At 60.9% G+C, this 24,737-nt stretch carries 12 protein-coding genes; 8 read left to right on the top strand and 4 right to left on the bottom strand.

Annotation, left to right across the window (positions count from 1 at the left end; genetic code table 11):
- The first annotated feature begins 46 nt into the window (after positions 1 to 46).
- The 8 genes from AB5287_RS02685 to AB5287_RS02650 all read left to right on the top strand — a co-directional run bounded on the left by AB5287_RS02685 (position 47) and on the right by AB5287_RS02650 (position 14,880).
- Positions 47 to 1,468 carry a serine/threonine-protein kinase gene (locus AB5287_RS02685; RefSeq protein WP_007057781.1) on the top strand — a complete coding sequence of 474 codons (1,422 nt, stop codon included), beginning with the start codon at positions 47 to 49 and terminating at the stop codon, positions 1,466 to 1,468.
- 166 nt (positions 1,469 to 1,634) lie between these two features.
- Positions 1,635 to 7,619, top strand: a complete 5,985-nt coding sequence (locus AB5287_RS02680; RefSeq protein ID WP_368220599.1) for a tandem-95 repeat protein — start codon at positions 1,635 to 1,637, stop codon at positions 7,617 to 7,619.
- 10 nt (positions 7,620 to 7,629) lie between these two features.
- Positions 7,630 to 9,003 (top strand): MoxR family ATPase, encoded by a 1,374-nt coding sequence (locus AB5287_RS02675; protein WP_058102120.1) that lies wholly within the window; start codon positions 7,630 to 7,632, stop codon positions 9,001 to 9,003.
- A gap of 24 nt (positions 9,004 to 9,027) precedes the next feature.
- Complete coding sequence (locus tag AB5287_RS02670) at positions 9,028 to 10,251, top strand: DUF58 domain-containing protein (RefSeq protein ID WP_023658110.1); 1,224 nt, start codon at positions 9,028 to 9,030, stop codon at positions 10,249 to 10,251.
- A complete protein-coding gene (locus tag AB5287_RS02665; RefSeq protein WP_131266601.1) occupies positions 10,248 to 12,761 on the top strand; it encodes a transglutaminase domain-containing protein in 2,514 nt (837 codons plus the stop codon). The genes AB5287_RS02670 and AB5287_RS02665 overlap by 4 nt, the downstream gene beginning before the upstream one ends.
- Positions 12,758 to 13,690, top strand: a complete 933-nt coding sequence (locus AB5287_RS02660) for a PP2C family serine/threonine-protein phosphatase (protein ID WP_007056411.1) — start codon at positions 12,758 to 12,760, stop codon at positions 13,688 to 13,690. Before AB5287_RS02665 ends, AB5287_RS02660 begins: the two co-directional genes overlap by 4 nt.
- Positions 13,691 to 13,716: 26 nt before the next feature.
- A complete protein-coding gene (locus AB5287_RS02655) occupies positions 13,717 to 14,232 on the top strand; it encodes a hypothetical protein (RefSeq protein ID WP_007051317.1) in 516 nt (171 codons plus the stop codon).
- Positions 14,233 to 14,247: 15 nt separating this feature from the next.
- Positions 14,248 to 14,880, top strand: coding sequence for an FHA domain-containing protein (locus tag AB5287_RS02650; RefSeq protein ID WP_015512360.1), 633 nt, complete (start codon positions 14,248 to 14,250; stop codon positions 14,878 to 14,880).
- Between the two features lie 158 nt (positions 14,881 to 15,038).
- On the opposite strand, the gene AB5287_RS02645 is transcribed toward AB5287_RS02650, so the two are convergent.
- The 4 genes from AB5287_RS02645 to AB5287_RS02630 form a co-directional block, all read right to left on the bottom strand.
- Complete coding sequence (locus AB5287_RS02645) at positions 15,039 to 19,076, bottom strand: DNA-directed RNA polymerase subunit beta' (protein WP_007051319.1); 4,038 nt, start codon at positions 19,074 to 19,076, stop codon at positions 15,039 to 15,041.
- Between the two features lie 167 nt (positions 19,077 to 19,243).
- The gene (locus AB5287_RS02640; RefSeq protein ID WP_007053735.1) at positions 19,244 to 22,807 is read right to left on the bottom strand and encodes a DNA-directed RNA polymerase subunit beta; all 3,564 of its coding nucleotides are present in this window, start codon (positions 22,805 to 22,807) and stop codon (positions 19,244 to 19,246) included.
- Between the two features lie 154 nt (positions 22,808 to 22,961).
- On the bottom strand, positions 22,962 to 23,684 hold the full coding sequence (locus AB5287_RS02635; protein ID WP_007057770.1) for a hypothetical protein: 723 nt from the start codon (positions 23,682 to 23,684) through the stop codon (positions 22,962 to 22,964).
- A gap of 64 nt (positions 23,685 to 23,748) precedes the next feature.
- The gene (locus AB5287_RS02630; protein ID WP_065453041.1) at positions 23,749 to 24,735 is read right to left on the bottom strand and encodes an A/G-specific adenine glycosylase; all 987 of its coding nucleotides are present in this window, start codon (positions 24,733 to 24,735) and stop codon (positions 23,749 to 23,751) included.
- Between the last annotated feature and the right edge of the window lie 2 nt (positions 24,736 to 24,737).

Here is a 24,737-nt window from a genome sequence, read left to right as displayed (position 1 = left end):
AGAACGAATGCAGGGAGAGCGCATTTTCCAAGGAGGGAGGGAACAGATGGACAACATTCCGATGAGACCGCCGAAGCTGCCCGGATATGATTTCGTCCAGATGTTGGGAAGCGGTGCCACCGCCACGGTGTACCTATATAACCAGCGTATGCCCGCACGCCCGGTGGCGGTAAAGGCCAGCGCCAAAACCCTTGACCCACGGGCCGCTGCCCTGTTCAACCGCGAGGCCAACTTCATGGCCAAGCTGTCATCCCACCCGTACATTCTGCCGGTATATGGTGCCGGCGTCACCTCCGATGGCCATGGCTACATCGTCATCGAATATGCGCCGGGCGGCACCTACAACAGCATCATGAAGGCCCGGTCCATGACCTGCGAGCAGGTACTCGACCTCGGCATCAAGCTGTCAAGCGCGCTGTTCACCGCGCATCGCAGCAATATCATCCATCACGACATCAAGCCCAGCAACATTCTCATCACCTCGCAGGGCTTGCCTGTTCTGGGTGATTTCGGTATCTCCACCGATGTGTATGACCGCACCGAAACCGGATTCTCGCCGCCGTGGGCACCGCCTGAGGTGCTTCAGCATCTGACCAATGGTTCGGAAGCCGCCGACATCTATTCACTGGCGGCCACCCTGTACGCCATGTTCGTCGGCTGCTCGCCATTCCAGCACGATTATCACCCGCGTTCGCAATCGGAACTGATTTCGCTGATCGTCAACCAGCCATTGCCTCGCCTCAACCGCCCCGACGTGCCGGCCGATGTGGAAGCGGTGCTGCGCCGGGCCCTGAACAAGGACCCCGACCAGCGGTACTACTCCGCGTTGGAGTTCGCACGTGCCATGCAGCGTGTGCAATTCGCATATTTCGGGCATGCCACTCCCGTTACCGTGGAAGGGATGCCGGCCTATCCCAAAGACATCGAGCGTCGGCGCCGGGCCACGGACCAGCGAGATCAGATCACCCGTTCGTCACGGCGATGGGTCAAACCGGTGGGTATTACCGTCGGTATACTTGCGGCGATCACCGCAGCGGCACTGATATTCGCCTTCGTGGTCGTTCCCCGCATGGACAGCGCCACCGGATCAGATACCAAACAGGTGGCGACGCCCGGCACCAAGGATGATGACAACAACCGCAATAATCAGGATGACGTGATCACCGATACCGCGAACGCCCAGATTCCTTCCCCGGAGAATCTGAACGGCACCTATGCGGCGGATGGGTCATCCGTGACGTTCACCTGGACGAATCCAGACCCGCAAAGCGGTGATACCTATGCGTGGGCCATAGTGCAGGGCAGCAATACCGACCAGAGCGCGCAAACCGTCACAACGTCAGATCCCACGGTGACCGTCAACGCGCAGGAAGGCTCGCAGACCTGCATTCAGGTGTCCATTGTGCGCAAGAACCGCCAGATGTCCGTCAGCCCCGCCATCGCCTGTGCGGCCAAGCCGCAAGAATGATCCGCTCGCCACTGCCGGGCATGCCACCTTGGCATTGCGTATCGCATCAGACGTGCGCCCAGCAGCGGCGAATTCACCAAATGGACAACAGGAACGGCAGGTATCGGAACCGTAAAGCGTTGTCATTACACCAGCAACCAGAGAAAACAGGGGTCAGGGAGTTCAGATGGCCACATCGTCCCAGTCATACGATCGTCGCCGACGCATCAGCGCGGCTTTGCGCCGCCTTATGCCCTCCGAAAGGCATACGTGGACGGTTCCCGTAATCACGCTCCTGCTGCTTCTGGGACTTGTTGCCGGCGCGGTGATCATGAGCACCGTCACGCGCCGCCATGTGCAACTGGACGATGGCACCGTATGGGTCACTTCGCTGAAAAACCAGAAGGCCGCACGATTCAACGTAAAGAACAAGGAGGCCGACGCCGGCGTCTCCTCCTCCGCCCCACGATTCGACATCGCACAGCATAATGGCGACACCATCCTGACCGAAACGACCAAAGCCTCCACCATCAAGGCATCCACGGTCAGCACCGGTGTCAAGACCGACATCAAAGCCAGCACCACCACTGTGGTCGGCGGGGATACCGCAGCCCTGATCAACGAGAAGACCGGCAATGTGTGGACCGGCTTGTCGGAAAACCTTGATTCCGTGACCCCCACCACTTCCGATCCGAAAATAAAGCTGGGCGAGGGCGGGCGCATCGCAGTAACCCACGATGGCAAAGTCTACGGATACCGTCCATCCGACGGTATGGTGCTGCGTCTTGACAATCCCAGCAGCGCCAACGTCAAAACCCTCGAATCGCTGACCGACGGCAAGCAGCAGACCGTTGAAAGCTTTACCGTCATCGGGAGCACGCCGGTAATCGCAACCGGCAAAACCGTCATATTCAAGGGCGGCCGCGTCGATGTCGACACGACCGGCACCCTCACCCTTCAGGAGCCTCCCACCGATGACATACAGTCCGATTGGGTGGCCGCGGCATCACCGAGAGGCCTTGCGCTTATCCCGTTGAAGTCCAATGCCAAGGCGAATTTCATAGCCAACGGGGGCAAGGCGAATCCGGCACGACCGGTATCGTCCAAGGGCTGCGTGTACTCGGCTTGGAGCCAGAAGGCCAGCAACTACATTCGCGCCTGCTCCCCCACGGATACCAGCGTCAAGCCGCAAACCCTCGAATCCGTCAATACTACTTCCGAATTGGTGTTCCGCACCAACCATCGCCTTGTGGTGCTCAACGACACGGTTAACGGCAATGTGTGGAACCCTGAGGATTCCACCAAAGTCATCAAAATACAGTGGAACAAAATACAGACCGAGCAGACCGAGAAAGAACAGCAGAACAACGACTCGGCCAACAACCACCACGACTTCTCCAAGACCTGTTCCGCACAATCCGGCCAAATCAAAGCCGAGGATGATGAAATCGGCGCACGAGCCGGTTCGGAACAGATTCTCGACGCGCTGCGCAATGACGAGCAGACCGATTGTTCCGTACTGAAAATCACCAAGGTTGGCGCACCAAACAACAAAGACGTCACCATTTCGCCGATTTACGACGGCCGGTATCTGCAACTCGATGCCTCCGCCGCATCCGCAGGCACCGTTACCTTTACTTACGATATTTCCGATGGTCGCGGCCAGACCTCTTCCGCCACGGTGACCGTAACCCTGAATGATGGAGGCAACCACGCTCCCGTACAGTTCGACACTCCTCCCGAGATCGATGTGGAGCAGGGAGCCAGTTATACCGCCAATGCGCTGAGCAGCTTCAACGATCCGGATGGAGACCCGCTCACTCTGGTCTCCGCTGTGGCCCAGAACACCGACCAGGTGCAGGTGTCCACCCGAGCCGACGGCCAGCTTACGTTCAACACCGGTGCGCTGGCGTCGGGACGTGTGGGCGTCGAGGTCACCGTCTCCGACGGCACGGCAACCGGCACCGGCATGGTGTATTTCTCGGTCAAGCCCGCGAACACCTTGGCCGCGGTCATCGACCCGGTAGCGAAAACCACCGTTCCCAACACGGATACCGTCGTCAAGCTGTCCTCTTATGTGCATGGCACTTCCTTGCAGCCGGCACAACTGACTCAGGTGGATACGCCCAACGGCGCTTCGACGACCACCAATGCGGCGGATATGTCGTTGACGTTCAAGGCCACCAATCCCGGCACCTATTATGTGCCCTACATCATTACTCAAGGTTCGATTCCGGCCACCGGATTGGCTCGAGTCGAGGTGCAGCCCGCCACCGGCGAGGCCGCCAAACCGGTTGCCGCCAACGATGTCGCCCTGCTTGGCGCGGATAATACCGCCATTGTGGAGCCGCTCACCAATGACGTCGATCCGATGGGCGGTGTGCTGTCCGTCACCACGGTGAGCGCACCGGCCGACTCCGGCATCAAGGTTGGTCTCGTCAGCCATAAGCGCGTGTATATCACCGCGCGTCAGGTGCCCACGAAGCCCGTCGCCCTTACCTACACCGTGGCCAACGCCTCCGGAACCGCCAAGGGCACCATCGTGTTGCAGCCGCCGGCTCTGGCCACCTCGAATTCAGTGCCCAAGGCCAGCAATATCAATGCCCAGGTGCGTACCGACGGCATCGTGTCCGTGGATGTGCTTGACCATGTGGCCTACTCGGATGGCACCACGGTCAAACTCAAGAACAACCTGCAATACGACAAGGGGACGTTCAAGGGTCTGGCCTTCGTCTCTGGAGACACGGTCCGCTACCAAGCATCCAGCGAGACCGGCAACTTCCCCATCACCTATACGGTTGAAGACAATCTGGGTAATGTGGCTTCCGCCAATATCACCATTACCGTGCATAAGAGCGACGCAGCGAGCAAGGCCGCGCCAACCCCGCATGACGCCGAAGCGCAGGTTGCCGCCGGGCAGAAGGTCCGCATCCCCATCACACTGACCGGCATAGACACGGATGGCGACGACGATCAGCTGTTGGGTCTGGGCAACAAGGCACCCACGCTGGGCCGCATATCCGAAGTCGGTTCCGACTACTTGGTCTATGAAGCGTATCCGGATTCGTCCGGCACCGACACCTTCTCCTATGCCGTGGAGGATTGGACCGGTCAGCGCGCACAGGCGCAGATCCGCGTGGGCGTATTCCAAGGATCGTCCGACTCCGGCGTATACGCCAGGGATGACGAAATCACGTTGAGGCCCAATACGGCCGCAACCGTGCCGGTCGCGCAGAACGACATCTCCGGCGACAACACCAATCTGACCGTCGACAAGCATGTCGAGGTCCAAGGTCTCGACGGGGTGAGCGTGAAAGACAATATGATCTCCTTCACCACGCCCGGCAGCGCCACCACCGACTATATCGCCTACACGGTCAAAGACAAGGCCGGCTTGTCCGATACGGCCACCCTCACGGTAAACGTGGATCCGAGTGCCGCCATCGAGCCGCCTACCGCCTACGACTATCGTGTGCCGTCCGCCGCCACCATCGATAAGAAGTCCGTGGATGTGGATGTTTCCCAGTGGATCGCCAATCCTTCCGGCACAGCCAATGAGCTCAAGGTCGGCGTGCATCCCTCCGCCAGCGCTCACGCTCACGTCAAGGGCGGCGAGCATTCGACCACCATCACCGTCGACCTGACGTCACAGGCGCGAGCCGTGCCTTACACGGTGACCAATACGAAATACAACATCACCTCCACCGCGTTCATCCAGGTACCGGCCTATGGTGTCTTTCCGCCCACGCTGCGTCCCAAGGCACCGGAATTGAAGGTCAACTCGCGCGAGACCATTGAAATCAACATCAATGACTATGTCCGCGTCGGCGCCGGCAAGGAACCGTATATCGAAAGCGCTGATTCCGTCAGCGCCACCAAGGCTTCCAACTCCGATTTCTACGTGAACGACAAGACCCTGAAGTTCACTGCGGCAAAAGACTACGCAGGCCCCGCCTCCATTACCTTTACCGCTGTGGATGGCAAGCAGGGATCGGATAAGACCAAGATCATCAATTCCGCAGTGATCACTCTCCAGATCACGGTGATAGGCCGCGATGTGCCGCCGCCCACGTTCTCGTCCTCCACTATTGATGTCGAGGCGGGCGCGGACCCCAAGACCGTTGATCTGACGGCGCTCACCCATGCACCGTCCGGCGTGTATGACGACGAAAAGCAATACACGTATTCCGGTGGAAGCTCATCATCCAGGCAAATCACCGCAAACCTGTCCCGTTCCGGTAGCTTGCAGGTTTCCGCCACCAAGGATGCCGCTCCTGGCACCACCGCGTCCATTCCCGTGCAAATCGCATACGGCGCGGGCACCGTGAATGCCGGTGTGACCGTGCGCGTAGTGTCTTCGACCCGTCCGCTGACACGCGTCGGCAACAAGACGTTGAAGATCAAGGCCGGTGCCAGCGATGCCGTGAACGTGCTTACCGGCGCGTACAATCCGTTCCCCGATTCCTCGCTGACCGTCATCAGCTGCAAGGCGGATGACGCCGCCAAACTCGCCATCGCCGGATGCGATGCCTCCGGAAACATCACCATCGCCGTCGCATCCGATGTAGGTGCTTCCACGAACACCGTGCTCGTCACCGTGCAAGACGGCACCAAGTCCAAGGATCGTGAAGTCACCGCATCGATTACCGTGTCCGTGATCGACAAGCCCGAGCCGCCACTGCTCTCCCCCGTAGCCGGGGAACCGCAGGACAGCGCGGTCAGCCTCACATGGACGCCCGGTGCCGCCAATGGCAGCCCGATCACCAACTACAAGGTCAGTTGGACCGGTGCCGTCACCGGAGAGAAGGATTGCGGTACCGTCACCTCATGCCAGGTCACTGGTCTGAAGAACGGCAAAACCTATTCCTTCACCGTCGCCGCGCGAAATGACGTCGGCTGGTCCAAGCCGTCCACCGCCGTCGAAGCCACACCGGACAAGGTGCCGTCCGCTCCCACCGATGTTACGGTCACAGGTGGCAATAAAACCGCCAAGGTGACGTGGAAAGCGCCGAGCGGTGATTTCAGCGCCGTCGACAACTATTCAGTGACCGTCACCGGTGCAGGTGCTCCGCAGACCAAGGAAACCGGCAATACGGCCACCGAGCTGTCGTTTACGTTCAACAACAACGACATTTCCGATGGCACCGCCATTACGGCGACCGTCAAAGCCCATAACAAAATCAATTGGAGTGCCGAGTCCGCCGCATCGCCGTCAGAGAAGATCTGGGGAGACCCGGATGCGCCGAACATTGCGTTGTCGAACGACGACACCACGGTAACGGCGAAAGTCACTCTCGGCAATAACCGCAATGCCGGCTGCCGGCGAATTTCCTTGGGAGGAGACGTCAAGGACACCATCGATTGCAGTGACAGTGGCGCTACGTTCGATATCAATGAGAACGATTTGAACACCCGGGAAATCACCGTAACGGCCACCGTGGTGCCGCAGCGCGATGCTTCCTCCGGCACGGGCAAGAGCAGCTTTGTCCCGCAGTACAAGGTCCAGCCGCCCACTGACGTCTACACCACCGGATCCGGCAGTACATGCACCGTGCATTGGACCAAGCAGGGACATGCGCAGTCCTACAGCGTGACTGCCGATGGCATCGATTCCGGTACAGCTACTAACCGGAACTCACTCGACTTCCGAATGAGTCCTTGGGCCAAATGCAACACCGCATCGGTGCAACAGGTGTTCAACGGCGCTACCAGCGACGCCGTCACCGGAGGCCCGCACAATGGCGCTCCTTACACCTATGAGAAGAAGGCTGTAATCAACAAACCGCAGGAGCTGCGCTGGTCAGACAACGCTCACGTCATTAACGTCACCGGCGGTTCGGTTGATGTCTATGGCAAGTCGGCCACTGTACAAATCATCATCAATGGCCAACCGTTCACGTGGAACTCCGGCCAGCAATTGGATGTCACCGACTTGACCGTGGCCGCCGATGGCAACTACGCGTGGAGCGTCAAAGTCACCGGCGGGCCGGGATACTCCGGTCTCGACAACACTGCGGACGGAGGCAGCGTCGCGGGCACACGTCCCTCTGACTCCTCGGAGGGGACCAAGTCGCTCAAATCCGGTACCGATGTCACCACTTTGGCCAAGAACCCCTGGATTCTTGGTTTCGGCAATACCCCAATATCGTCAACCACCATTCACAAGCAGTAGGAGAACATCCATGAGCGAGAACATCGATGACGCGACGCAGTTGTCTGACACGACCCGCCTGTCCAACAGCACGCAGCTATCCGACAGCACGCACTTGTCCGACGCCACGCACCTGGCATCCGCACCACACACCGGCACGACCCCAAGCACCGAGTCGGCGCCGCAGTCCGTTGCGCTGCCTAACCTGCCGCAGCGGCCGTCACAAGCGCCGTCAGAAAAGCCGTCTCCTACTACTGATGCCGCCTCCATTCCTGCGGGCGATGACAGCACCGTGCTCAAGCCGCGCAAGGGATCGACGCCAGCCATCCCGCAGCAGGTCACCGCGCAATCACAGCCACAATCCCAGCCGCAGCGTCAGTCGAGCAAAGCCGCGCAAGCAGCCGCATCGGCACTGCCCGCCAGCATCAATTCCGGACTACTGCCCCAGCCCACGGCTCAGGTCCGGGATTTCCAGCAGTCCTTCAATGCGCTGGTCGAAAATGTCTCCAAGGTGGTTATCGGCAAGACCATCCCTATCAAGCAATGCGTCACCGCACTGATGGTCGGTGGCCATATTCTGCTTGAAGACAACCCCGGCACCGGTAAGACCCAGTTGGCCCGAGGCTTGGCCAATTCCATTTCCACCGGTTTCAAGCGTGTTCAGTTCACGCCCGATCTGCTGCCTTCGGATGTGGTGGGTGTGACTTTCTACGATCAGAAGCGCGGAGAATTTGAGTTCCGCGAAGGCCCGATTTTCGCCTCCATCGTGCTGGCCGATGAGATCAACCGTGCATCGCCGAAGACGCAGTCCGCACTTCTGGAGGTTATGGAAGAGCAGAAAGTCACCGTTGACGGCGTCACACATGATGTGCCGCAGCCGTTTATCGTGATCGCAACCCAGAACCCCATCGAGCAGCTCGGTACCTATAAGCTGCCTGAGGCGCAGATGGACCGATTCCTTATCAAGACGTCAATCGGCTACCCGGGCCATGATGTGTCCGTCGATATCCTCAAGCAGGTCGATATCACCGACCGTGCGCAGACCATTTCCCCGGTGCTGAGCGGTGACGATGTCATGCGGCTGCGTCAGGTGGCCACCGAAATCTATGTGGATGATGCGATTCGTGAATACATCGTCAGGCTCGTCGAGGCGACCCGCCACAACGAGAAGATCACGGTCGGCTCCTCCATGCGTGGCGCTTTGGCACTGACCCGATGCGCCCGTATCTGGGCCGCGGCCGATGGCCGTGCCTACGTGGTGCCGGATGACGTCAAGGACCTTGCAGTGGCCGTGCTCGCACACCGTATCACGCTGACTCCGGAAGCCACCTTCGATGGCGCGACTCCGGAAAGCCTGATCGCACAGGTGCTCGAAGACGTTCCCTCCCCCACCATCGGTTCCTGATAGGGCCCGGAAAGGTATCCGACCATGGCATCTACATCCGCCGCATTACGCCGTCGCCGGCGCGCTGAACGCATGTTCAAGCGCGCGGTAAGACGCATCAGACGGTTCTTCGCATCCTACGTCTCGCCCTTGGGCTGGGCGGTAACGAGCGCAGGCATCGCATGCCTTATTGCGTTCCCGTTTCTGGGCTGGTATGAGCTGCTCGTATTCGGCATCGTGGCGATGGTGATGATGCTCGCGGCAATCGTGCTTTCCCTCGGCAACACACGCTTCCACGCGTCCATCGTCGTATCCAATCATCGCGTGACCGTGGGAGACACCGTATCCGTTATCGTCGGCATCGACAACACCGGCAGAACGCCGACGACCACGGCACGCGGATATCTGCCAATCGGCGATGCGCATGAACGATTCAACATCCCCATGCTGGCTCCCGGGCAATCCAAGCAAACCGATGTGGAGTTCCGTACCGTATCGCGCGCAATACTGCCCATCGGCCCATTGCGCATCCGCAAGGGAGACCCGTTCGGTCTGGTGCGTCACGAAAAGGAGCTGGCCGACCGCATCACCGTATTCATCCACCCTCGTACCGTGCGTCTCGATACTCTGAATGCCGGCGTGCCCCGCGACCTGGAAGGCCAACCATCCGGCCAGATCGTGGATGATGATCTCGACTTCTACGGATTGCGCGAATACGAGCCGGGCGACGACGTGCGTAACGTCCACTGGCTGAGCTCCGCGAAAACCGGCACGTTGATGATTCGCCAATATGAGGCCACGCGCCGCACCGACACCTCGGTGACCATCAGCGTGAACCCGGACGAATACGTCAACGGCGAGGAATTCGAGATGGCGGTGTCCATCCACTCCTCCATCGGCGTCAAATGCCTGCTGCAGGATCGTCCATTGTTCTGCCACGCGGGCAACACGCACGGCCAGCCGCGCAACGCCATGGAGTTCCTCGACAACGCCAGTGCCATAGAGCCTGATCGTGAGGATAATCCGAATCTCGCCGAGGGCACGCTGAAGCACAGTCCTGATGCTTCGTTCTATTTTTTCACTGTTGGATCGCTGAAAGACATCGAGCAAATCAAGCGCATGACCTTGGCCTTGCCCCGATCGGCCAGCTGCGTGGTATTGCAGGCCAGCGCCGGCGCCAATCGCGGCATCAGAAGATTCGCCAACTTCACATTGGCCACCATCGGCGACCTCGATGATCTCCCGCTGATCATGGGGGTGCTCGCATGACCTTCGACCAGTCCAGTATCACCAATACCAATACCGCTGCGTACGCCGGATCGAGCGGCACATACACCGGCACTTCCTCCGGCACGTACACCGGGACCTCCACCACCACCGGCTCCTGGGCCGACTCCACACATTCGGTTATCTGGATGACCAGAGGCAATGTGCTTCGCGGCATGGGCCTCAGTCGCCAGCCGTGGGGCAAACGAATCGCCAGCCTCGTACTCATAGCGGCGATGATGTTGCTGGCGCAAGCCAATCTCATCGACGTGTACGGCGGCGTGGCCACTTGGGCGATTGCCGCTGTACCGGCCACCTTGCTGGGCGCGATCATCGCTCTGGCGGGCATGTTGCCGGCGTTGCGACTGTGGTGGCAAATCGTGTTTCTGGCGTTTGCCCAATTCATCATCGGCCCGGTGGTAACGCTGAGTTCCACTACGTCCCATTACGTGATTCCCACCTTGAAGACCTTGAGTTCAGGTTGGGAAATGACGTTTGGCTCGTTCAAGTACATTATTTCCGTCGATCCGCCTCTGGGCACGCAAGACGGCGTGCTGATGGCGGTATGGACCATCGGCCTGTGGCTTACGTTCTTCACCGGCGTGTTTGCCATTAATGCCAACGCATGGTTGTCTCTGGTGGGAGTGCTGCCCCTTGCGGCGGCCGTGGCCGTATGTGCCCTGCTGGGCACAGACAGCGGCTGGCAACGCGCCATCTGCGGTATTGCCTTTGCCTTGCTGCTGATTATCTGGCTGTCTTGGCGTCTTGAACTGCTGGAATGGGGGCGCTGGATATCCGCGCTGATCATCGTCGTGCTCGCTGCCGGCCTTGCTTTCGGGGGCACGTTGCTGGTGCCGCAGGACCGTTTCGTGCTGCGCGACCGCTACGATCCGCCGTTAAGCCCCTACGATTACACCAGCCCGCTCAGCGGCATGCGATCCTATATCAAGGACCACAAAAAAGACGTGTTGCTGACCGTTCATAATCTGCCGGCCGGAACACCGGTCAAACTTGCGGTGATGGATCGATTCGATGGCACAGTATGGAACCTGTCCGATTCTTCCGAAGCCACGGACTCCTCGAATTATCATCGCGTGGGCACCACGATCAAGGCGGATGAGCAGGGTAAATCCTTCACTGCGACCTTCACCGTCGATCAGGGACTGACCGACACCTGGCTGCCGCTGGCGGGAGCGGCCACTGGCGTGAGCTTCGCCAACGATGCCGACAACGGCAATGACACGTTTTACTACAACACGGATACCGATTCCGCCATTATTCCCGCCGGCACGCGTAAAGGCCTCACCTATACCGAATCCGGCATTATCGCCCGTAATCCCACCGATAAGCAGATCAGCAGTGCGGCTGCGGCCCGCATCACCCAACCAGAAGCCCAGGATGTTCCCGATTCGGCCAGCAAACTGGCCACGTCCATTGCCGGCGGGCAGTCCTCGGGCGGTGCCGCAGCCACGGCGTTGGCCGACACATTGAAAGACTCCGGATGGTTCTCTCATGGACTTGAAGGCGACTATCCCTCCGATGCCGGCCATGGCAACTACCGCATCAACAAGCTGCTGGCAGGCACGGCCATGGTGGGCGACTCCGAGCAATATGCCTCCGCCATGGCACTGATGGCTCGTGATCTGGGACTGCCCTCCCGTGTGGTCCTGGGCTTCCTGCCGAAAAACGAGGATGGCGAAATCACCGATGCCCGCACGGAGAAGACCTCGGGCAATGGCACCAAAATCGAATTCACCGGCAACGATGTCACCGCTTGGGTGGAAATCAAATTGCAGGGCCTGGGATGGGTGGCGTTCTATCCGACGCCCAAGGAGACCAAGATGCCTGATGAAAACCAGAACCTGACGCCGCCGAATCCGCAGACGCTGGTCCGGCAACCACCAGTGCCGTTGACCGATCCGCTGCGCGATCAGACGCAAGCCAAGGGCCAAAGCTCATTGGCCGGCGCCGACGCCGATGATTCGCCGACCAACCTGTTCTGGGCGCGGTTCTGGCGAGTGACCCGCAAGGTGGCCCTGTACGGCAGCCCATTGTGGACCCTACTCATCGCCTGCGGTCTGATTCTGATGTTCAAGGCCATACTGCTGGCACGAGCGCGGCGGCATGGCAGTCCGAAAGCCCGTGTGGCAGCAGGTTGGAATGCCATACGCATGCTTGCCGAGCAAAGCGGCATCACAGCCAAGGGCACTCGTCGAGATCAGGCCGGTGCCATCGCCCGTCAACTCGGCACAGATGACCAGGCTTTGATCCAGCTTGGCCGGGAAGCCGACTACGCCACGTTCTCGGGGCAAGACATTGAATCGGGCCAAGCCACCACATATTGGACAGGAGTCGACCAATTACGCAAGGCAATGCTCGCTTCTTTGCCGCGTTTCAGGAGGATACGTACACGACTTTCCCTGAAAAGCGTGGCTATACTGTCAAATGGGCACGCAGCAAAGCCGCACACGACGCATGTCAAGCGCACGCGTAAGAAGGGGAAGGCGTCATGACCACAGGCTCCATCCGTATCGCGATGACCAGTGACGTGGGTCTTAGGCGCAAAAACAACCAAGACACCGGATTCGCGCAACAAGGCGTGTTCATGGTCTGTGACGGCATGGGCGGCGGCAAAGGCGGCGAGCAGGCAAGCCAGTTGGCTGCCCAGCATTTCGCACAATTGGCCGCCATGCCTTCACGCACCCGTCAGGATATCGACGACACCTTGGCACGGGCCCAGCACGACATTCTCGATCTGGGAGACCGCCTTGGCGGCGTGGCCGGCACAACCTGCTCCGGTTTGGTACTGCCCCAAGATCATGCGGATTCCGCCAGCGCCCGCAGCGCTGCTTTGTTCAGTGACGCCGATGATCAGGACTTCTCGGACCAGACCTATGTGGTCAATGTCGGCGATTCCCGCACCTACCATCTCAGTCCGTTGGCGCATGCCGATGCTCCCGCCACGGATATCATTCCCGTGTGGGACGCCGCTTCGCTGACCCGCATCACGCGAGACCATTCCCAGCGCCAAGAAGCCATCGATTCCGGGCAGATGTTGCCGGAAGAGGCGGAGGCGACCATTCCACGCAACATCATCACCCAATGTCTGGGTGATCCGGATGGCATCATGCCCGACGTATATGTCGCCGATCTGACCGGCCGCTTCATCATCTGTTCGGATGGATTGCATGGCGAGGTGCCGGACGAACAGATCGCGGCCATCGCCGCGGCGCATTCCAGTCCGCAGGAGGCCGTGGACGCCTTGGTGGCGGCCGCTCTTGATGCGGGCGGAACCGACAATATCACTGTGATTGTGGCCGATATGCCATTGACCGAACCCGAACATCATGCGTTCAGCGCATTCAGGCTGGACGAAGGTGAGGATATCGGCGCCATTGAAGACGCAACACTACAAACACTACGGACCATACGTTCGGCATAACCGAGCGAACATAAGGAGGTAATCCCATGGTTGATTATGATGCTGCGGTCGCTGCCGTTCAGGATCCGAACGCGGATCCGATTCTGCTGGCAAAAATCGCCTACGAGAATCCGGAATTCGGTGCCAATGTCGCCGTGAATCCGCGCTGTTATCCCGGCTTGAAGCGTTGGATCGCCGAGTTCGGTGACGATCGCGCCCGCGAGACCCTGGCGCAATACGGGTTCACTGCCGAGGCATTCGGCGGCCCGGTTCAGGATCAGAAAGCCACGGCACAGGCGGCCCAGCAGCCCGCCGCCGAACAGGCTCAGCAGCCTGCGGCTCAGGCGGCATTCGAGGAGCCTGTGGCCACCAATCCTTACGGTTTCACCGCCGAACAGGCCCTGACCACCACCGACCAGATGCAAATCGCCCAGATTGCCCAGTACGCGCCTGAACTACGCGCCTGCATCGCACGTAATCCCAACACCTATCCGGCACTGATCGAATGGCTGGGCCAGCTCGGCGACCCGGCAATCAACGCCGCTCTGGCTTCCCGTCAGTGAAAGGACGGCATCATCATGGCCAAACTTCCCTACCCTCCAGCACCTGAACTGGGTTGGTATTCTGACGATCCGGTGGAAGGCACCCCGGATTCCACAGTTGGCACAGCCGAACCGCAGAACGACTACGGGCAGCCCCGTACCGCGGAAGCGGCAACCAATACCGCTTTTACCGCAGAGCCTGCCGCCACGGCCGCCGCCGCTGAGCCCGCTGCCACCGCTCCGGCAGACACCACACCGCACGCCGCCGAAAACGACATCGAGGATTGGGACAGCACCGTGCTCTCCTCCTCGTTCACGTCCAAGGCACCGAAGAAGACGTACCTGCTGCATAACGATGTCACCGGCCAGACCATTGTGATCGATAAGAGCACGTTGCTGGGCCGCAAGCCTTCCATGAATGTGCCGCAGGATGCCAAGGCGGAGCGTATCGAAGACCCGACCCGCACCACGTCCCGTAATCACGCCGCCATCAGCATCGACACCGATGGCGCGCTGTGGATCGAGGACTACGGCTCGTTGAACGGCACCTACATCATCACCAATGGCCAGGAGACCCAAGTCACCAAGGGCACACCGCTCAAGCTCAGCGCGCCTGCCACGGTGCGTATCGGAGACCAGTTCTTCCAGTTCTCCGAAAAACAGGCCTGAGTAATCAAGCAACGAGCGGCTGCCTGCTCTTGTTCAACAGGAAAATCACAATGGCAAATATACGGATGGCCCGGAACTGATATAGTTCCGGGCCATCTTATTGCGATTAACGCAAAATCTGAGTCCTAGAAGGGGCATCCTTTCTAGGACCTTCTCACTTACTCCTCGATGTCAGGCTGACCGCCCTGATCGGAGTAGAAATCATCCGGGTTGAAGTCGTCGCCGAGCTTCAGATCGCCGAACTCGAGGTTCGAGAAGTTCAGGTCAGACAGGTCGGCGTCGGAGAAGCTCGCGTCGCCGAGATCACCATCGCCGCCCAGACCGAAGTTCGGGTAGATGGTGTCGCGGATGGCCTTGTCAGGCTCGACCACGGCGTTGCGGTAGCGCGCGAGGCCCGTACCGGCCGGGATGAGCTTACCGATGATGACGTTCTCCTTGAGGCCCTTGAGGTCGTCGACCTTCTCGGAGAGGGCGGCTTCGGTGAGCACGCGGGTGGTCTCCTGGAAGGATGCGGCGGACAGCCAGGAGTCGGTGGCCAGCGACGCCTTGGTGATACCCATAAGCGCCGGACGACCGACGGCCGGACGGCCACCGTTCTTGACGATGTTGCGGTTGATCTCGCGGAAGCGGGCGTTGTCCACCAGCTCACCCGGCAGCAGGTCGGTGTCGCCGGAGTCGATGATGGTCACGCGACGGGTCATCTGGTGCACGATGACCTCGATGTGCTTGTCGTGGATATCCACACCCTGGGAGCGGTACACGGTGTGCACTTCCTCCACGATGTTGACCTGGGCGGCGCGCTTGCCGAGGATGGTGAGGATCTTCTTGGGGTCCACAGAACCTTCGACCAGCTGGGTGCCGACCTTGATGTGGTCGCCGTCGGCAACCTTGAGCGGCACGCGCTTGGAGACCTGGTAGGTGATCGGCTTGATCACGCCGTCTTCCTTCGGTGCGCCGGAATCGGCGTCCGGGGTCAGGATGATCTGGCGACCGCGATCGTTCTCCACGATCTTGATGCTGCCGGCGAACTCGGTGATCGGGGCCTCACCCTTCGGGGTGCGGGCCTCGAAAAGCTCGGTGACACGGGGAAGACCCTGGGTGATATCGGAGGCCGCGGCCACACCACCGGAGTGGAAGGAACGCAGCGTCAGCTGGGTACCAGGCTCACCGATGGACTGGGCGGCGACGATACCGACGGTCTCGCCGACATCAACCAGCTTGTTGGTGGCCAGGGACCAGCCGTAGCACTTGGCGCACACGCCGCGCTTGGACTCGCAGGTCAGCACGGAACGGCACTTGACTTCCTCGACGCCGTGGGCCACGAGGTCGTTGAGCACGTCCATGGACAGGGCGTCGTCGCGCTTGTACAGCACGGTCTGTCCGTCGGCCGGGTCGATGACGTCGGCGGCGAGCAGACGGGAGTACGGGCCACCGTCGGCGGCCTTGACGAGCACCAGGTTGCCGTCGTTGTCGCGCTCGGCGACGCGGATGGGCAGACCGGCCTTGGTGCCGCAGTCCTCTTCGCGCACGATGACGTCCTGGGAGACGTCGACCAGACGACGGGTCAGGTAACCGGATTCTGCGGTACGCAGTGCGGTATCGGCCAGACCCTTACGTGCACCGTGCTGGGAGATGAAGTACTCCAGCACGGACAGGCCGTCGCGGTAGTTGGACTTCACAGGACGAGGAATGATCTCACCCTTCGGGTTAGCCACGAGGCCTCGCATACCTGCAATCTGGTTGATCTGCATCATGTTGCCTCGTGCACCAGACTGCACGATGATGGCCAGGTTGGAGGTCGGGTCGAACTTCTCCTCGACTTCCTTGGACACTTCGGCGGTGCACTCGGTCCACAGGTCGATGAGTTCCTGACGGCGAGCTTCCTCGGTCAACAGACCCATCTCGTAGTTGGCGTTGACCTTGTCGGCCTTGGCCTCGTACTCGGCGATCTTCTCGTCGCGCTCGGGCGGCTCGTTCACGTCGGAGAACGCGAAGGACACGCCGGACCACGGTGCGCGGGTGAAGCCGAGATCCTTCAGGGCATCCAGCGTGGCGGCCACCTGCTGGGTGGAGTAACGCATGGCGATGTCATCGACGATCTTGGACAGACGGCCCTTGGCCACCTGCTCGTTGACGAACGGGTAGTCGGTCGGCAGGGTCTCGTTGAACAGGATGCGGCCGTAGGAGGTGGCGAACAGCACGGTGCCGTCGTGGAAGCGTTCTTCCTTGACGACCTCGTCCTCGCCTTCGCGCGGGTCGAGCACCTTGACTTCGCCGGGCTCCCAGTTCTTCGGCAGCACGAAGCTCTCGGGCAGGCGGATGAGCACCTTGGCCTGCATGTCGATCTCGTGGCGGTCGAGGGCCATTTCGGCCTCTTCCAGCGAGGAGAACACGCGGCCCTGGCCCTTGACGCCTTCCAGCACGGTGGACAGGTAGTACAAACCGAGGATCATATCCTGGCTCGGCATGGTCACGGTGTGGCCGTCGGCCGGCTTCAGGATGTTGTCGGAAGCCATCATCAGCGAGCGGGCCTCGGCCTGGGCTTCGGCGGAGAGCGGCAGGTGGACTGCCATCTGGTCACCATCGAAGTCGGCGTTGAAGGCGGCGCAGGCCAGCGGCGGCAGGTGGATGGCCTTGCCTTCCACCAGGATCGGCTCGAATGCCTGAATACCCAGACGGTGCAGCGTAGGTGCACGGTTGAGCAGCACGGGGTGCTCGGAGATGACCTCCTCGAGCACGCCCCACACTTCGGCGTCGCCGCGGTCCACAAGACGCTTGGCGGACTTCATGTTCTGCGCATAGTTCAGGTCCACGAGGCGCTTGATGACGAACGGCTTGAACAGCTCGAGGGCCATCGGCTTCGGCAGACCGCACTGGTGCATGCGCAGGGACGGGCCGACCACGATCACGGAACGGCCGGAGTAGTCGACTCGCTTACCGAGCAGGTTCTGACGGAAACGACCCTGCTTACCCTTGAGCATGTCGGACAGGGACTTCAGCGGACGGTTGGAGGCACCGGTGACCGGGCGACCACGACGGCCGTTGTCGAACAGGGAGTCGACGGCTTCCTGGAGCATGCGCTTCTCGTTGTTGAGCATGATTTCAGGGGCGCCGAGCTCGATCAGTCGCTTCAGACGGTTGTTACGGTTGATCACACGGCGGTACAGGTCGTTGAGGTCGGAGGTGGCGAAGCGGCCACCGTCGAGCTGGACCATCGGGCGCAGGTCCGGCGGGATGACCGGGATCACGTCGAGCACCATGGCCTCCGGCTTGTTGCCGGTGGTCAGGAAGGCGTTGACGACCTTGAGGCGCTTCAGGGCCTTGGTCTTACGCTGTTCGGAAGCGTCCTTGATCTCCTCGCGCAGTTCCTTGGAGATGGTCTCCAGGTCGAGGGACTGCAGGCGCTTCTTGATGGCTTCGGCGCCCATGCAGCCGTCGAAGTAATCGCCGTAGCGGTCCTGCATCTCGCGCCACAGGTCCACGTCGTCGACCATGTCGCCGGGCTTGAGCTTCTTGAACTTGTCGAAGACGGCGTCCACACGGGCGATCTGGTCGTTGTAGCGGGTGCGGATGGCAGCCATATCACGCTCGGCACCGTTACGCAACTTGGTGCGGGCCGGGCCCTTGGCCTCGCCGGCCTCCTCAAGGGCGGCGAGATCCTCTTCGACCTTCTTGGCGCGGGCTTCGATGTCGGAGTCACGGCGCTGCTCAAGGCGCTTGATCTCGGAATCGAACTCGTCCTGCAGGCCGGGCAGATCGTTGTGACGCTCGTCTTCGTTCACCTCGGTGACCATGTAGGAGGCGAAGTAAATCACGCGCTCCAGGTCCTTCGGGGTGACGTTCAGCAGGTAGCCGAGGCGGGAAGGCACACCCTTGAAGAACCAGATGTGCGTCACCGGGGCGGCGAGCTCGATGTGGCCCATGCGCTCACGGCGCACGCGGCTGCGGGTCACTTCGACGCCGCATCGCTCGCAGACGATGCCCTTGAAGCGCACGCGCTTGTACTTGCCGCAGGCGCACTCCCAGTCACGGGTCGGGCCGAAGATCTGTTCGCCGAACAGACCGTCCTTCTCAGGCTTCAGCGTACGGTAGTTGATGGTTTCAGGCTTCTTGACCTCACCGTGGCTCCAACCACGGATGTCATCGGCGGTGGCAAGGCCGATGCGAATCTTGTCAAATGCGTTGACGTCCAGCACTTGTTAATCCGTTTCTGTTCTTGAGACCTTCCCAAGCTCCCCTTGTCAGGGGAGCTGTCAGCCAAGGCTGACTGAGGGGTAGTGCAAACCGGAAAGGTCTCTGTACGTTATTTATTTCACGTTGGCGGAGCTACACGCGGCGTATTGACCGCATGCAGCCCGAGGGATCACTGGTATTCGGGCTCTTCGGCCTTCTGGTCTTCCTTGGCGGCCGCGTCGGGGCGGGCGCCGATGTTGAAGCCGAGGTCGTCAGCGGAGCTGGCCGGATCGTCATCCTCATCCTTCATGTCGATGGCCACGCCTTCGGCGTTGAGCACTTCGACGTTCAGGGACAGGGACTGCATTTCCTTCAGGAGCACCTTGAACGACTCGGGGATGCCTGCCGGCGGCAGGTTATCGCCCTTGACGATGGCACCATAGACACGCACACGGCCGTCGACGTCATCGGACTTGGTGGTCATCATCTCGTGCAGCGTGTAGGCGGCGCCGTAGGCCTCAAGGGCCCACACCTCCATCTCGCCGAAGCGCTGGCCACCGAACTGGGCCTTACCACCGAGCGGCTGCTGGGTGATCATGGAGTACGGGCCGGTGGAACGAGCGTGAATCTTGTCGTCGACCAGGTGGTGCAGCTTCAGCATGTACATGTAGCCAACGGAAATCGGCTTGGTGTACGGTTCACCGGTACGGCCATCGAACAGGGTGGCCTTGCCGTCGGGGCCGACCAGACGGTCGCCGTCGCGGTTCGGCAGCGTGGTGGACAGCAGGCCCTTCAGGACCTCAGGCTTGACACCGTCGAACACCGGGGTGGCAACCGGGGTGTTCGGCTCGGCCTTCTCGGCACCGGACGGAATCAGCTTCTTCCACTCGGCTTCCAGATTCGGATCCAAAGAGATGTCCCAACCGGAGTGAGCAATCCAGCCGAGGTGCAGTTCGAGCACCTGGCCAAGGTTCATTCGGGAAGGCACACCCAGCGGGTTCAGCATGATGTCGACCGGAGTACCGTCAGCCAGGAACGGCATGTCCTCTTCCGGCAGGATGCGGGAGATGCAGCCCTTGTTGCCGTGGCGGCCGGAGAGCTTGTCGCCCACCGTGATCTTGCGGTGCTGGGCGATGTAGACGCGGATCATCTGGTTGACGCCGTTGGGCAGCTCGTCGCCGTCCTCCTCGGCATCCTCACGGGTGATTTCCTTGACGCCGATGACGGTACCGGTCTCGCCGTGGGGCACGCGCAGGGAGGTGTCACGCACCTCGCGGGACTTCTCGCCGAAGATGGCGCGCAGCAGGCGCTCCTCCGGGGTCAGCTCGGTCTCACCCTTCGGGGTGACCTTACCGACCAGGATGTCGCCGGCCTCGACCTCGGCGCCGATGCGGATGATGCCGCGCTCGTCGAGGTTGGCCACGGCGTCCTCGCCGACGTTCGGCAGGTCGCGGGTGATCTCTTCGGCACCCAGCTTGGTTTCGCGGGCGTCAATCTCGTACTCCTCGATGTGGATGGAGGAGAGGGTGTCGTCCTGCACGAGGCGCTGGGAGATGATCACAGCATCCTCGTAGTTGTAGCCGTTCCACGGCATGAAGGCGATGAGCAGGTTCTTGCCCAGGGCCAGGTCGCCGTTCTGGATGGCGGGGCCGTCAGCCATAACCGAGCCGGCTTCCACACGCTCGCCGTCGTGGACGATCGGGCGCTGGTTGTAGCAGGTGGTCTGGTTGGAGCGCTGGAACTTGGCCAGCTTGTAGGAGCTGGTGGTGCCGTCGTCGTTCATCACGCGGATCAGGTCGGCGGACACGTAGGTAACCACACCGTCCTTCTCGGACTTGATGACGTCGCCGGAGTCGTTGGCGGCGCGCCATTCGGAGCCGGTGCCCACCAGCGGGCGCTCGGATTCGATCAGCGGCACGGCCTGACGCTGCATGTTGGTACCCATCAGTGCACGGTGGCCCTCATCATGCTCCAGGAACGGAATCAGGGAGGCGCCGAGGGAGACCATCTGGCGCGGGGAGACGTCCATGTAGTCCACGGAGCTCACCGGCACATCGACCGCCTCTTCTTCGCCGACTCGGGCAAGGGCGGACTTCTGCACGAAGTTGCCGTTCTCGTCGAGCTCCTGGTTGGCCTGGGCAATGACGTGGTCAAGATCGCGGTCAGCGGTCATGTACTCGACCTCGTCGGTCACGTGGCCGTTGACGACCTTGCGGTACGGGGTCTCGATGAAGCCGAACGGGTTGACGCGGCCGAAGGTTGCCAGGGAGCCGATCAGACCGATGTTCGGGCCTTCAGGAGACTCGATCGGGCACATACGGCCGAAGTGGGACGGGTGCACGTCGCGCACCTCCATGGAGGCGCGGTCGCGGGACAGACCGCCGGGGCCCAGTGCGGAAAGACGACGCTTGTTCGTCACACCGGACAGCGGGTTGTTCTGATCCATGAACTGGGAGAGCTGGGAAGTGCCGAAGAACTCCTTGATGGTGGCGTTCACCGGACGGATGTTGATCAGGGACTGTGGGGTGATGGCCTCGGCGTCCTGAGTGGTCATACGCTCGCGCACCACGCGCTCCATACGGCTCAGACCGGTACGCAGCTGGTTCTGAATCAGCTCGCCGACCTGGCGGATACGACGGTTGCCGAAGTGATCGATATCGTCGACGTCCACGCGCAGGTCAACGTCTTCGCCGTTGCGCTTGCCCGGGAAGGTCGCCGCACCGTCGTGCAGGGCCACCAGGTACTTGATTGTGGCGATGATGTCTTCCTGGTGGAGGGAACGATCGTTGAAATCGGCCTCGACACCCAGCTTGCGGTTGATCTTGTAGCGGCCAACACGGGCCAGATCGTAGCGCTTGGTGTTGAAGTAGAAGGAGTCCAGCAGATTCTTGCCGGCCTCGGGGGTCGGGGTGTCGGCCGGACGAATCTTGCGGTAGAGGTCAACGAGGGCCTCGTCCTGGGTCTCGAGGGTTTCCTTCTCCAGTGCGTCGAGCACCAGCGGGTAGTCCTTGAATGCCTGGGCGATCTCGGACTTGGTCATGCCGATGGCCATGAGGAACACGATGGCGGACTGCTTGCGCTTGCGGTCCACGCGCACCTGCGGCTGGTCTTTCTTATCGATCTCGAACTCGAGCCATGCACCACGGCTCGGGATGATCTTCGCGCCGAAGACTTCCTTATCGGAGGTGCGATCCTGCTGGCGGTCGAAGTAGACGCCCGGGGAACGCACGAGCTGGGAGACGATGACTCGCTCGGTGCCGCCGATGATGAAGGTACCGTGCGGGGTCTGCAGCGGGAAATCGCCCATGAACACGGTCTGGGACTTGATCTCGCCGGTGTCGCCGTTCTCGAACTCGGCATTCACGTACAGCGGTGCGGAGTAGGTGTAATCCTTCTCCTTGCATTCCTGCACGGTGTGACGCGGCTCTTCGAAGTACGGATCGGAGAAGGTCAGGCTCATGGTCTGAGCGAAGTTCTCGATCGGAGAGATCTCGTTGAAGACCTCATCGAGGCCGGAGGTGTGGGCCACGGTGTTAGTGCCGTTCTTTTCGTCCTCCTCGACGCGCGCCTTCCAGCGTTCGTTGCCGATCAGCCAATCGAAGCTGTCGGTCTGCACGCCCAGCAGGTAGGGCACATCGATGGGTTCCTTGATGGAACCGAAGTTCACGCGATCCGACGCCTTGTGCAGGTCAATATCATGCTGGTCGGCGCGTGCGATGATGGTGGTGGTGTTCGTCGTAGACTCAGTAGCCAATGGACGTTCCTTATCGCTCGCTAATATGTGGTAATTCCCCTGGGAGCGCCGGCATGGCCACCATATGCCTATGCGGACGCTTCATTGTCGACGGCATGCCCGCAATATGACACACCTCATGCAAAGTCAAAAGAATAGCGCTAAGGCAAGACTTTTACTGCACCGTAAACGTCACCGGATCGCTCTTCACCTTCGGATGATCCTTCAAACTCAGCTGCGCCACGTACGTTCCCGCATTGACTTTGGCCCAACCTGACTCATCCGTGCATTTGGCGAGCGTGGCGTTCGCATTGGTATTCCACGTGACCTTCTGAACGTCCTTATCGCCCTTAGCCATCAGCAGCAGACGTGAATCCGCCGGGCACACATCGGACTTGTAAATCGTTTCCTGACCGGAAGTAATGGTGAGCACACGGCCGGAATCGGACCCGTCCACTAAACAGTTGCCTGACCCCTCGTGCACGATGGTCGCGGTGAAATCAAGCGATCCTCCTACCGGCACGGATTGGGAGGCCGCGGAAAGCTGCAATGTCACATCACTGGCCGAGCAATCCTTGACGTTGCTGACTTTCTTCGGCGCCGGCGTGGCGTCGCGGGAAATCGCATACACCTCGTCATGGTGGATCATCGAGTTCACGGCACCGATACCCCGGCCAAGGCTATACACGCAGAATACAATCAGCGCGATTATCAGCAGCAGCACCGTACCGGCCACGATACGCCGACGACGATAGATGGCCTGCTGCTTTTTGCTGATCCTGCGCTTGCGCGGCTTGCCGGAACGGTTGTTTTGGGAGGGCCCGCCGGATGGCCCATTGGCCCCGGTGCCGGCTCCGCGTGCCGTTCTCGCGCCTGATGTGTTCCTCTGCACTGCCATAACTCTTCCAGTCTACGGTCACCACGCCCATACACGCTTGGGGAGCCCACCATTTTTCACAATGTCAGCTGGGTAGTCGCAGGCCGCCGTCCAGAATCTCTATCAGGCCGTCATCGTCAAGGCTGGCGATGCAGGCGGCAAGCTGAATCTGGTCCTTCCAAAGCTTGTCGGCATCTTCCCTGGGCAACGTGGCTCCAGCGGGAAGCTCGCGCAGCGCGGCGAGCACCAGACCGCGCACCTGTCGATCCGTGCCTTGGAATCGTTGGCGTGGGCGGGTGCGGCGCTCCCCCAGTCCGGGGCGGCCGGCCTTGAGAAATGCACAGTCGTCCGCAATCGGGCAGGTGTCGCACAGCGGCGACTTGGCCGTGCAGATCACCGCGCCCAGTTCCATCACCGACTGGTTCCACGTGACCGATGGGCGCTCGCCACGATGCAGTCGAGAGCGTTTGCCGCCACGGATAGTGCTGTTCACGACATGTTCGGCGCTACCGGCATTATCGGCGACGTCAGCATCGCACCCGAGAATCTCGTCTTTGGGCAGCATGCGGTTCGCCAGCGCGCGTTCGGCCGGGCTGGTCGCTCCCCCGCGCGATTCGACGCCCAGGAACACGCGGCTCAGCACGCGGCGAATGTTGGTATCGATCACGGCAATTCGTTCGCCGAACGCAAAGCTCATCACCGCGGAGGCGGTGTAATCGCCGATGCCGGGCAATGCAGTGAGTTCGTCATACGTGCGCGGCAGTTTGTCGGCGTAATCTTCAGCCACCACGCGGGCGCATTCCTGTAACCGCAATGCGCGGCGTGGATAGCCGAGCCGCCCCCATGCGGTGATCACCTCGGCCTTGGGGGCCTCGGCGAGGGCGCGGGTGTCGGGCCAACGTTCCATCCAGTCGGTCCAGTACGGCACTACACGGCTCATCTGCGTCTGCTGGCTCATGACTTCGGATACCAGCACGCCCCACGGCGTGGCCCGGCCGAAGCGCCATGGCAAATCGCGCGCATTGGCCTCCCACCATGCGCCCAATCGCAAAGAAATTGCTGTGTCGTTCATCG

The sequence above is a fragment of the Bifidobacterium sp. RTP21102st3_E2_RTP21102_210122 genome (assembly GCF_040916945.1).
GTDB lineage: Bacteria > Actinomycetota > Actinomycetes > Actinomycetales > Bifidobacteriaceae > Bifidobacterium > Bifidobacterium longum.
Note: the sequence above shows the minus strand (reverse complement) of the source record. Positions and strands in the feature narration are given on the sequence as shown.

Excerpts from the sequence above, each read along its gene's own strand:
- AB5287_RS02665 (WP_131266601.1), top strand. The coding sequence starts at position 10,248 with ATGACCTTCGACCAGTCCAGTATCACCAATACCAATACCGCTGCGTAC.
- AB5287_RS02630 (WP_065453041.1), bottom strand. The coding sequence starts at position 24,735 with ATGAACGACACAGCAATTTCTTTGCGATTGGGCGCATGGTGGGAGGCC.
- AB5287_RS02660 (WP_007056411.1), top strand. The coding sequence starts at position 12,758 with ATGACCACAGGCTCCATCCGTATCGCGATGACCAGTGACGTGGGTCTT.
- AB5287_RS02635 (WP_007057770.1), bottom strand. The coding sequence starts at position 23,684 with ATGGCAGTGCAGAGGAACACATCAGGCGCGAGAACGGCACGCGGAGCC.
- AB5287_RS02655 (WP_007051317.1), top strand. The coding sequence starts at position 13,717 with ATGGTTGATTATGATGCTGCGGTCGCTGCCGTTCAGGATCCGAACGCG.
- AB5287_RS02680 (WP_368220599.1), top strand. The coding sequence starts at position 1,635 with ATGGCCACATCGTCCCAGTCATACGATCGTCGCCGACGCATCAGCGCG.
- AB5287_RS02670 (WP_023658110.1), top strand. The coding sequence starts at position 9,028 with ATGGCATCTACATCCGCCGCATTACGCCGTCGCCGGCGCGCTGAACGC.
- AB5287_RS02650 (WP_015512360.1), top strand. The coding sequence starts at position 14,248 with ATGGCCAAACTTCCCTACCCTCCAGCACCTGAACTGGGTTGGTATTCT.
- AB5287_RS02685 (WP_007057781.1), top strand. The coding sequence starts at position 47 with ATGGACAACATTCCGATGAGACCGCCGAAGCTGCCCGGATATGATTTC.
- AB5287_RS02675 (WP_058102120.1), top strand. The coding sequence starts at position 7,630 with ATGAGCGAGAACATCGATGACGCGACGCAGTTGTCTGACACGACCCGC.